10 protein-coding genes are annotated in these 12076 nt (G+C 45.6%); all 10 read right to left on the reverse strand.

Going from position 1 to position 12076, the window contains the following annotated elements:
• Positions 1–1795: ABC transporter substrate binding protein (locus tag BACCELL_RS02615; protein ID WP_007209970.1), on the reverse strand; the 1795-nt coding region annotated here is incomplete at its 3' end.
• Positions 1796–1936: 141 nt separating this feature from the next.
• The gene (locus BACCELL_RS02620) at positions 1937–3250 is read right to left on the reverse strand and encodes an ABC transporter permease (RefSeq protein WP_007209972.1); all 1314 of its coding nucleotides are present in this window, start codon (positions 3248–3250) and stop codon (positions 1937–1939) included.
• Positions 3251–3277: 27 nt separating this feature from the next.
• Positions 3278–4516 carry an ABC transporter permease gene (locus BACCELL_RS02625; RefSeq protein WP_007209973.1) on the reverse strand — a complete coding sequence of 413 codons (1239 nt, stop codon included), beginning with the start codon at positions 4514–4516 and terminating at the stop codon, positions 3278–3280.
• A gap of 27 nt (positions 4517–4543) precedes the next feature.
• Positions 4544–5818 carry an ABC transporter permease gene (locus BACCELL_RS02630; protein WP_007209974.1) on the reverse strand — a complete coding sequence of 425 codons (1275 nt, stop codon included), beginning with the start codon at positions 5816–5818 and terminating at the stop codon, positions 4544–4546.
• A 2-nt stretch (positions 5819–5820) separates the two neighbouring features.
• Positions 5821–7101, reverse strand: a complete 1281-nt coding sequence (locus BACCELL_RS02635) for an ABC transporter permease (protein ID WP_007209975.1) — start codon at positions 7099–7101, stop codon at positions 5821–5823.
• 13 nt (positions 7102–7114) lie between these two features.
• Positions 7115–8353 carry an ABC transporter permease gene (locus tag BACCELL_RS02640; RefSeq protein ID WP_007209976.1) on the reverse strand — a complete coding sequence of 413 codons (1239 nt, stop codon included), beginning with the start codon at positions 8351–8353 and terminating at the stop codon, positions 7115–7117.
• Positions 8354–8379: 26 nt separating this feature from the next.
• Complete coding sequence (locus tag BACCELL_RS02645; RefSeq protein WP_007209977.1) at positions 8380–9672, reverse strand: ABC transporter permease; 1293 nt, start codon at positions 9670–9672, stop codon at positions 8380–8382.
• The gene (locus BACCELL_RS02650; protein ID WP_007209978.1) at positions 9672–10292 is read right to left on the reverse strand and encodes a GIN domain-containing protein; all 621 of its coding nucleotides are present in this window, start codon (positions 10290–10292) and stop codon (positions 9672–9674) included. The genes BACCELL_RS02645 and BACCELL_RS02650 overlap by 1 nt, the downstream gene beginning before the upstream one ends.
• A gap of 40 nt (positions 10293–10332) precedes the next feature.
• Positions 10333–11595: an FtsX-like permease family protein gene (locus BACCELL_RS02655; RefSeq protein WP_007209979.1), complete on the reverse strand. Its 1263-nt coding sequence runs from the start codon at positions 11593–11595 to the stop codon at positions 10333–10335.
• A gap of 12 nt (positions 11596–11607) precedes the next feature.
• Positions 11608–12076: ABC transporter permease (locus BACCELL_RS02660; RefSeq protein WP_007209980.1), on the reverse strand; the 469-nt coding region annotated here is incomplete at its 5' end.

The raw sequence follows: 12076 nt of genomic DNA on the forward strand, positions 1-12076 counted from the left end.
CATATTTACCTTCTCCGCTACGCATACGGAAACTCATCCGGGTATCCATTTCCTCGCCTTTAAAAATAGCTGTGAAATGTTGACGAGCCTCTTCCAAATCATCCGAATGAATAAAAAGCTCCAATTCTTTCCGCAAGATGGTCTGCTTGCCGGGAAGCCCGAAGTAATCGAGCAATGCACCTGAGAAATGGAAACTGTGCGTACGTACGTTATATTGCCAAGGATATACGGAACTTGCATCCACAGCCAGATTAAAGAAGCGTTTATGCATTTCTTCCTCCGAGATATTGCGGCAACAAATAGCCATACCTGTCATCTTGTTCTTGGAGTAAATCGGCACAATTTCACCGGAAACAGGAAAATAGGTTCCCTTATGAACTTCCTGCATGAAAGCCTTTTCCGGAATAGGGATTACACGACGCTCTGTCCTCACCTGTTTCAGTAATGATTGCAGGATGTCTTCTCCGTTTGAATAAATATGGAAGATGGAACCTGCCATCTGCCCTTCGTAAGAACGTGCCGTATGAGTGTCAGGGTCCAGTTCGAGCATCAACATCAAAGCACGGTTGACAAAATGTATACGGAAATCCGTATCGTAAGTTATCAGTCCGTCACGGATAGAACAGAAGATATTATCAAATTCGTCACGCTGCTCCACCAAGCGGTTCTGTATCAGCAAACGCGTCTGGGCGTGCATACGACGACGTGATTCATGACGGTTCAAGCGATAGAGCCAGATAACAAGAAAGACCAATGCACCTACCACGACAGAGTAAAACAGCACAAACCAGATACGGTAGCGCTCCATCAGCGGTGCATTCATGATAATGCCACTATCACTCACTTTATCCGCATTCACTCTAAAAAATTCCAACTGCTTGAAGTCATAAAGCAGTTTACCGGGAAGGTCCACGACCCCTATCACCGAAGGGATAGCTCCTTGCAACACCTGTGCAGCACACTTTCCTGCCGCATTAGCTCCTTCGTAAGGTTCCATATCGTGCACGCAGAATACTCCGTTAGTCAATGCCAGACTTTGTCCGGCAAAAACCGGAGCTTTAGAGTTTTTTCCGATGAAAGAAAGGAACGGTGTCCATTTGGGGGCAATGACAATGCGGTTATAGGCATTATAATCATAACAAATAGAGGAAATGACAGGATTAGGAGCCTGTGACTGTACATTCATTACTTTCATCTTATATTCCGGATGAAGCTCCTGGAAATTGGGCCATATACGCTCCAGTTCAGCAACACCTTTAAGTCCTAAAAGACTACTGTCCGAAACACAAATAACTTCTGTACGATTGGGAAATACACGACGTGCATTTTCGAGTAGGTGCACGAAATCAATCTTGGATGTATACCCACAAACATTGGGTAACTTCGAGATCAGCTTTTCATTGGGATATTTGATACCCGATATCACAACCGGTAGTTTATAAGGCAGGGAATCTCCACAATGCATCAATGTATAAAAAGCCTCATCACTGCTTGTAATAATAATATCCGTGTTTTTTTGACGTGCCCGTTCACAAATACGCCGCATAATGACACACTCAGATGCAAAAGTCCAGTAATCAGCATCCAAATATTCTGTTGTGACTTTCGCTTTTATACCTCCACGTGACAGGCCATCACGCACTCCTTCCGTCAAGCGGTCATTCCAAGGAGTACGATGATTATATGACTGGATGAAAAGCACGTTGTATGTACGTTCCGCAGCATAAAGGTGTCCGGCAAATACAATGCAAGGAAACAGGCCTATCAGCATCACGAGGAATAAGCGTCTCTTCATATCTCGTTTTTCTTCTGTTTTGAATAAATGTGCTATGAATTTTCCTCGCAAATATACGGATTATATTGAAATACAGAACAGAATGCACCTTTTCTTTTACCCCATGCAAAAGAAAAGGTGCACATATAGAAGAAAAACTGACTATTCGTCGTGCAAGGCATCCGCCGGTTTCACTCGCATCGCCTGTGCAGCAGGGAACCAGATACCGGCAATTACCATCAAAGTCATAAGAAAGAAAGTGAATAATGAGACTACAACAAAGCGAAGTCCGGTAGCATCAGCCTGTTCTGTCATTATGGCTTCCGCCATAACCAGATTACCGCAAATAATCAGAGCCGGAATAGCAGCCAGCACCAACAACAGCAACCCTTCTCCCAACAGCCGGGAACGTATCCGGGAACGACTGCTTCCCATCGCCATACGCAAAGCTATTTCACTACGGCGGTGACGGGTACGAAACCAGAAAGTGCCCATCAACCCGATAAAAACATTGAAGCTAAAGAATATAGCGATAAGCCGTGCACTACGGATATACGGAGTAATCCCCTCGGATGCATCACGCTCCGCTTTCTGTTCATCATAGCTACGGACCTCAAACAGATAGAACGGAGCAACCTGCAACTGAGGAGTCATATCACGAAAGAAGCGGGTTGCAAAATCATTTGTATCAGCTTCGGGACACACGCGAATGGAAATAAAAGGAATAGCCTGCATGCCGTAAAACCAATTCGGAAGAGGAGTCAGAATGAAAGGTTCATAACGGGCATAATCATCTGTTTTCTGATGGTCGCATACGGCAGTCACCCGGTAACGAAGACTACTACCTGCATAGTAGTCAAAGAATTCCTTCCCCAATACTCCCTTATGAGTGTGGAAAAGGCTGTCAGCCAAGTCTAATGTAACGACGGCAGGCAATGGAATGACAGCTGGATTCCACTCGGCTGAAGCAAATGACAGCGAAGAACCGGAAGTGCTTTCAAAAGCATTCATATCTGTAGAAAACATTCCTGTACCTTCTTGTATCGGAATCCGCATTACATCAAAGTATTCAGGAGATACATAACGAATATTAGCATCCTTCACACTTATACTGTCTGTAGTGTATCCTTGGAATACAGTGTTTCGAGCATAAGCATCAGAGCCAAGCCAGATACTGGCACTCTCCACATCCGGATTTTGTTTGATACGACGGAATACTTCCTCCATAGGCTTGAACCAGAAATTTTGCAAACTATCTTCGGAAGAACAAAGCACCAACTGAGTGGGATTCGTGGAAATACTGACTTTATATACATGCTCCAGATCATACCCTTTAGGTTGACGTTCTGCATAAGCAAAGGCATAGAGCATGTCAAGACAATACCATAACAGCACGAAAACAATCAGCAGTTCCGCGAAGATCCAACCGTTCAAGCGGCGTTGGTTCCAGATTTGGGCCAGAATTGACTTTATCATAATGGTTTATCTTTAGTTTTTAAACAATCATTCTCCACTGATAACTTCTGCTATCGGACGGCGAGTGGCATTCCATGCCGGAATAAATACGGATAGCAAATTGAAAAGCAGACATACACCCAATACCATAAGGAATACAGCAGGCCGTAGGAAAAGCCAAATACTGACTTCAAAGTTTCCACTGGTATATCCGCCTGCCAACATCCAATCTTTACCCAACCATAATAACAGACATGAGAGCAGGAATCCCAGTAACGCACCGATAAACGCCATCAGCAAGTTCTCAATTAGTAACTGTGACATCAAGGTCAGACGACTGGCACCATAAGCTTTGCGCACCGCAAGTTCCGACAAACGACGTGACATCTGAGAAGAGATAAGACCACTGACATTGATTGCAGGCACAATGAGTAAAATAAGTCCCAGAAAGATGCAAGTAGCCATAGGGTTAAGAAAATCATCGCGGAAGAACTGGCGCTCAGCGTAAGTACTCAGGTCGGGAAGCGCCAACTCATATTCAGTAAGTGACGCATTCAAGCGATCCAGTGAACTTTCTATCTGTTGTTTCATTTCATCTAAACTGACATCAGGTTTACACAATACCATCGCTTCAAAACCACCACGCAAACCTTCACTCCCCCAAGCCGGGTCTTTAGTATAATAAGGCACCCACACCTCGCCATAAGCGAAAGTGAAAAGGGAACTTACATCTTCCGTAACCCCTACTACACGTTTTGGACGGAAACCGACAAAATAACTCTTGCCAATAGCTTCTTCAGCAGAACCGAAAGCTTCACGTGCCAACCGCTCGGCAATGACAACAACATCCGAACAAGCATCAAACTCTTGTTGATCGAAAGGACGACCGGCTACGAAACGAATGTCATAAAGACGCCAGAAATTCAGATCGACATGACGTTTCTGATAACGGTTACCTTTCTCGGGTGAAGCACCGCAATACTCCATGAAAACATAGCTGGTGTAAGTAACAAGTTCCGCACCGGGTAGGTCCCCGAAAACACGACTGGCAGCCTGGTAAGACATGCCCGTGTTTGCATTACTATGGTCTGCCTTACGATAGCTATAACCATAAGATGAATAAACCATCCGATCACGATGCGATTCGGGACGAATATTGGCAGTCTGAATGTCATAAACCATGTAGACTACCATGGCAAAAGCAATACTCACCGCCGTACCGATGATGGAAACAACGCTGAAAAACGGATTTTGTCGCAAAAGTGTAAATGATTGTCTGATTTTCATAGGTATATTTTTTCTAAGAAAACAACACTATTCGTCATGAAGTGCTTCAGCAGGTTGTAACTGCATGGCTTTATAAGCAGGATACCAGATGCCGACAATAATCATCAACGCCATAAGCAACCACGTAAGTATAGCTGCAATCAGGAACCGGTCGACTGTAAATTGCATTTTACTGATATCCACCAACTCGGCAATACCCACATTAAAAGCAATAATCAATGCAGGAATGGCAGCTACCGTCAAGAGTAATATGCCTTCTCCCATCAAGCGCAGAAAAATGCCGCGACGACTGGATCCCATTGCCATACGCAATGCCACTTCACGGCGACGATGTTGCGTACGGAACCAGAATGTACCAATCACTCCCAAGAAGATATTCAGCATCAGGAAGAACAGGATGCAAAGCTGTGTCTTCACTTCGTTCACATCTTCAAGTTCGCTGATGTGACGAATATCGCTGAAAGAAGATGCCTCCAACAGAAAGATATTACCTACCCGATACAAGCGGTCGGCATCTGCCATAAGTGCATCTACAAAGTCTTTGTCTGCATCAGGAGAAACACGGAGACTCACCTGGACGTAGCGCACGTTACCCAGCTCATTTATCAGCTCATCTCTATTCAGATTATTCCCGATAAACGCCCCACCCCATTCGTGCGATGTTTCAAAATGAGAACGGCGCACAGGAACGGCAATGGCAGCAATACGACGATGATACCCACGATCGGGATAAGTCAGAGCCACTTCACGATTCAATAGCGGACGTGCATCGGGTAAATCAAGTACCGGATAATCCTCAGTGATATTGGACGTGATAATCATGGTTTGGTCGGAAATAGCAGCAGCCAGTTGCTCGGAAGAGCCTCCATCAACTGCCTGATAACGGAAAACACGATAGAAATCCGGATCAGACCAAACCAGGTAAGCACCCACATGAATACTATCCTGCAAATAAAACTGAGCGCTGTTACTTCCCTCATTATAAGGGTAACAGTTCTGTGAAATGGAGACAGCCTCCACACCCGGACGATGCCGTAAACGTTCGGTTATCTCAAGCAAAGCATCTATATTATCCTCAACTGTGAGTTCAGGATTATAAAGTGCCGACTTGGATGTCAAGGTACTGAAAGACAAATTATAGCAATGTTCCGTATCAAAGCCCATCGGAGCGCGATAAACGCGCGCAGTGACAGTAACCCAGTCTACAATGTACCAAAGTACAGCAAAAACCAGCAGTAACTCTACGAGTAGAAAGAGATTACTTCGCCATTCATTTTTAATTTGTGTAAGTAGATTCTTCATAGCTATCTTTGGTTTATTGCATCAGTAATATTCATCCGCGACGCACGCCATGCAGGAATACCTGCAGAAAGTACATTCATCAGGAGGCAGAATGCGAAAGCCGCTATAAAAGCCCACGGTGATAATAACATACCGGGAGTCAGTGCTGTCTCTCCACTGAGGTAGGCATTCGTCGAATTACTGAAAAGAAAATCATTCAGTAGGAATGTGGCTGCATAACTCAACGCTAATCCGACAACACCTGCCAGCAACGTCAGTACAAAATTCTCAAAGAAAACTTGCCGTATCAGTTCACCGCCAGTAGCGCCGAAAGCCTTACGCACACCTATCTCCGCCATACGGCGACGCATACGTGAAAGAGTCATACCGGATAAGTTCACTGCCGGAACCAATAATAAGATGGCGATAACGATACCATAACGTAACATAACTCCGGGAACATCAGGTTCAGCGTACCAACGGCGATAGAGATAAGCCAGTTGTGTATCGGGTTGCCCGCGATAGAAAATCTCTACATCCCGTAATCCGTCATTATACTTTTGGCGTAAGAGTTCTGTTTCCTTTCGGATCGCATCAAAGTCCGCCGATGAGTGGGCAAGGATAACCGCATGCATAGGTCCCATCGTGTCATCCTGCCAAGAGAGGGATTCCGCATCGGCTGCGGTGTAAGGTACCCATATCTGTGCATAAGCAGCCGTAGCAAGCATAGATACGTCTGCCACAACACCTGCAACTGTGTAATCTATATAATTTAATTGCACCGTATGCCCGACAACATCGGTAGTACCAAAGAGTTGGCGGGCAATCGTAGCACTCAGCACGGCACGCGGTAGTCCGGCATCACAATCAGCACGGGTAAATCCTGCACCACTGAGAAAACGGAAACTAAAAACGCTCCAGAAAGCTTCATCAGTCTGTACCATATCAGCAGTAGCTTTCGATCCGGCAGGCACAGAGGCACGCACTTTGCCAGCACTACTGACTAGAGTCACAGCTTCGGGCGTAGTCAACGCACGGAAACATTCACGTCCAGTACGCACTGACATAGAAGCATTAGCCGATTCATTGTCCGATTTCCCTTTCAGCTTGACGGACATATAAGGTACGTAGAGTGTACGTGAGCGATTCACTTCAGGCTCACAATCTACGAGACGCACCTGGAAAGTGATGACAAGCACCATAATCATACAGATGGCCATTGCCGTACCCAACACGGACACCCAGGTAATGATAGGGTTCTCACGCAAGTGATAGAGGGCTTGAAGGAAGTAGAGTCGTATCATATTTTAAAGTAATTTAATCATCATGTAAAGCCTCAGCCGGTTGTACCTTCATTGCCTTACGTGCCGGAATACCAATGCCAATGGCAATCATCAGAGCAATCAATACAAAGCTGATAGCTGCACAAAGTAATAATCGATCCCACTCCAGCGTGGTGTTATTTCTCCATGAATTCAGTTCCATGTGTGCCAGATTCCAGTCTATAACCAATGCTATAGGCGTAACAACTGCCAGCAACAGCAAACCCTCACTCAGCAATCGGCTGAAGATAGCACTGTCCGTCGCCCCATGGGCTTTGTGCAATGCAATCTCTGAGCGACGTTGCTGGGTACGGAACCAGAATGTACCAAGCAATCCGAGGAAGATATTCAAAAGCAGGAATCCCATACCCATTACATAGTTACGGATATCATTGGTCCATGCCTGCTGGAAGTTACGACGTATATCATGGAAAGAACGAATTTCTGAAATAAAGAGGTTACCTACGCGAAACTGAGCTTCACTGTCTGCTTTCAGCCGTTGAATGAAATCATGGTCCTGTCCCTCACGAACACGAACACAAAGCTCCAAACCTACATAGTAGAATGACTGCTTACATAAGAAACAGTACGAATTGCGGGCCTGATCATAGTCATGATAACGCACGTTTTGTAATGCAGCTCCCAGACGATAGGTCCTCGTTGTATCACCAAAAAGCTGAAAGCGTTGGCCTATGAATTCAGTCATTTTACGATTATATTTACTATAAAGGTTGTTAGAAGTAAGGATCTCACCACGCTCTAGCATTTCAGCCATTTGTTCGGGCGTCTCACCTTGTGCACCCTGATAACGGAAGACACGGACAAAGTCGGGAGTCACCATGCGACGGATAGTCCAACCGGGAGAGTTCAACGTGTCGATTTTCACCTCTCCACTACTGTTACTTCCATTATAGGGATAGGAATTCTGTGAAAGGCTGACAGCTTCCACTTCCGGGCGGCGACGCAACCTTTCTACCAGTTCGGCAATATCATTGTGAGTATCTTCGGATTTCCGATCGGCAATGTAATCCGGACTCTTTGGCGTCAGTTCACCCAACTCTATCAGGTAACAATTTTCTATATTAAATCCGCGTGGTTCCAGATAAGTGGCGGCACGGGTGTACAGGTAGTCTACCACATACCACATCACTACACTCACCACAAGTAACTCCAGCGCCAGCCAGAGATTATTGCGCCATTCATTCTTTATTTGTACAAGAAGTTTCTTGGTCATTTTCTTTAATGATTAATGTTTAGTGATTAATGTAGGCGACCGCCCAATGCATTTACAATTCCCACTCTTGAAGCACGCCACGCCGGGAAACCGCTGCTCAACAAATTCAGCACAAAGCAGAACAGCAATGCCCAACCGAAAGTAGACGCATGCAGCAATATACCGGCATCCACTGCCGGAGGACTCAGCGTCTGACTGAATTCCTGTGCAAACAGCAACGAGTTACCCAGATAAGCAAACGCCACGCTCAACAACAACCCCAAAGCACCAGCCAGCAACGTCACTACCAAGTTCTCTGAAATAATCTGCCCCATCAGTTCCATCTTCGTAGATCCGAATGCACGGCGTACGCCTATCTCTGCCACACGTTGGCGTAAGCGGCTTTGAGTCATCGAACTCAAATTGATGGCAGGTACTATCAACAGGATTATAAAAATAATCATACGCTGACGGCGATGCTGCTCCACGTCGGGCTCCTGATTGGCACTGAACGCAATCGAACTCTTCTCCTGATCATAAGGACGATTACGATAAATCAGTTCATAGCCATCCTCGCCGAGAATGACATTGTACTCTTGCCTGCGTCGTTCCGCTTCTTCACGGATAGCTTCGAAGTCATCGCGGCTCCGTGCCAGAATGGTGCAACTCATCATACCCATGTGCTCATCACTCCAAGTATCTTTAGTTATTTCCGTTGAAGTATAAGGTACCCATACCTGCCCGTAAGCAACAGTAGCCAGTGTAGAAACATCCTTTACCACGCCCGCCACTTTGTATGGCGCATGGTTCAGGAGGAACTCACGACCGATAGCATCCGACGTCTGAAACAATCGGCGTGCTACGCTTTCGGTAATCACTGCTACCGGCTGTCCGGCATCGAATGTAGCCTGATCATAGGGTTTTCCGGCAATGAAAGAGAAATCGAACACATGCCAGAAAGCATCATCCGTTTGCAACAGGTCGATACCTGTGCCGGGTTGTCCCGGCAAATTTACAGGCGTAGAAACTACCATGCAGGTGTAGATAGTCACAGCTTCGGGTGTTTTCAGGGATTGGAAACACTCGCGTGCCGTCTTGAGTCCCATCGGACCGTTACTGCTACCACCACCCCAATTCTTATTCGTAATACTCATATAGTGGACATGCAGAAAACGGTCACGGTTGCTCTCCGGAGCAAAAGGCGCCACCTTCACCTGCTGCATCATCACCACCAACATAATGAGGAAGATGGCAAGTGCCGTACCGGCTATGCTGACAGCACTTATCAGCGGCTGTTGCCGAAGCTGTGCCCAGGCCTGAGTAAAATATTGCTTTATCATTATTCTCCAATCTTCAAGTTACGTGTATTCACTCCACCAATACCACCCTTAGAGATGTCTGCCTGACGTGCCCGTCCGCTCAGGGTAACGCTGCCTACGCCTTCCATACTGGCACGCAAACGGTCACAATCCACATGGATATCAGCTTTACCTACACCTTCCATCTTTACAACTAAAGATTTACAGGTCAGGTCTTTCACATTCACTTTACCCACGCCTTCTATCTCGAACTTGACATCATTCAGTTTCAGCGCACCTTCGCAATTGAAAGAGCCTACACCAGTAAACTCTACATCTTTCAAATCGGGTGCACTCAGATAGATGGTCACCCCTTTGTTGCGATTATTATCACCATCTTTCTTATTCTTGAAACCGATAATCAGGCAATCTCCTTTCACTTCTGTAGTAGTAGTGGTTACATACTCTTCCCTACCTTCTATTTTCAGAGAATACGAATTACTCTGCGTGAAATACACCGTCGCTACAGATGTGACCTTTACAGAAGAAAAAGCTTCCACCTTACGAACTTCGCTTACCTGCGGGTCCTTTTCATTAGCTGCGTATACTGTGCCGGCTACTGCGGCAAATAATAAACTCAAAGTTATAAATAAAGTCTTCATAAGTTTTGCTATTTAAAATTGTTTTTACTATTTCTCTTTTCTATTCTTCATGTAAAGCTTCAGCCGGCTGTATTTTCATCGCCTGCCGCGCCGGAAACCAAATACCCACCATCACCATAAGTGCTATCAAGAACCAAGCCGCTAAAGAACCAAGCAGGAAGCGTACAAAACTCCACTCTACCGGCCAGGTAGAAATAAGCTCCGTTCGTCCTATAGTGAATTCTGCGATTCCTATATTATAACAGATAATCATGGCAGGTATTGTTACTAATGCCAGCAACAATAATCCTTCGCCCGCCAGTAACCTGAACACCTGATTCTTTGTACTCCCCATTGCCAGTCGTAAGGCGATCTCACTACGACGACGACGAGTGCGGAACCAGAAAGTGCCTATCAATCCTAAAAATACATTTACAAGCAAAAAAAGCACAACAATAGCCTGGCTATTCACTTTATCCGTATCACCGTTCATGACTTCAAATTGCAGTTGCTGTTCGGTATAAGGTACAGCATCAGCCACAAACAGATCGTCTACATCCAGTCTTGGCGCAATCTCACGAATGAAATTTGTACGATAATCCGGACCATCGGCAGCAGGTTTCACACGAAAGACTATCTGTGCCCACTCGTCGGTAAAATGTCTCTTAATCAGATTTTCATCCATACGATAGAAAAAGCAAGGAGCATCACTTCCATAGCGATAGGTTCTAAAAGCTTCAATCTTTCCACCTTGCGTGACGACTGATGTGGAGTCACCGTACTTGCTCAATGGTGTATCCAACGAGAACGTCGGCATCCTTTTCTGAAAACGGTCGAAAGCAGCCTGACTCAACATCACATTGTCCCACCCTGAAGGAGTCTCCACAAAGGGACGTTGCGGATCATCACTCATGCGGAAAACGTTAATGTATCCACCAGTGGTATTGATGATACGTGCATTTACACCTATAGTATCTTGTACGGCCAATGAACTGTAACTGTTGCTTCCGTGCATCGGCAAACTCCAGTAACACAGGGCAGCTGCTTCAACGCTGGGTTCCTGCTCCAATTTCTTCAATGCACGCAGATATCTGTCGGCATTTGTCAAAGTTGTATCACTTGTAGCGCCGCCTATAATCGTTGTAAGTCTATATACGTGGTCAATGTTGTAACCAAGAGGACGGTAAAAGGTGTACTTGAGGCAACCCAATGAGTCACAAAGGAACCACATCACGACAAACACCAGGAACAGTTCAGCCAGCACCCATCCGTTACTGCGAAAACGCGACCAAATCATGCGTAGATTATGTAATATGAATTTCATAAGGTCTCCTTTTTATTTATCGTTCAATGAGTCTACAATTGTACGGCGGGTGGCAAGCCAAGCGGGTAATCCTGCACTCAACAGATTAATCACCAGACAAAAAACAAAAGCCAATACAAACACCATCGGACTGAACAAAGCGTCCATACTTAAACTGAAATCACCTGCCGTACCGATATTCTGGCTATTAGTGAACAGCCACGTACGCATAACGTAGACAGCAAGATAACTGAATACCAACCCTACTGCGCCTCCTATCAATGTAAGTACCAGATTCTCATTCAATATCTGACGGATAAGCGTGCTACCGGTTGCCCCGAAAGCTTTGCGTACACCCAATTCGCTAACACGCTGTTGCATACGGCTATTGCTCAGCCCACACAAATTGAGTGAGGGTACCAGCAAAATGATGAAAAGAGCAATTCCATATTGCAGATAAAGCATCGGTAGATCCGGCCCTACATTAGCCCAAACATGGTTC

The sequence above is a fragment of the Bacteroides cellulosilyticus DSM 14838 genome, from assembly GCF_000158035.1.
GTDB classification, from domain to species: domain Bacteria; phylum Bacteroidota; class Bacteroidia; order Bacteroidales; family Bacteroidaceae; genus Bacteroides; species Bacteroides cellulosilyticus.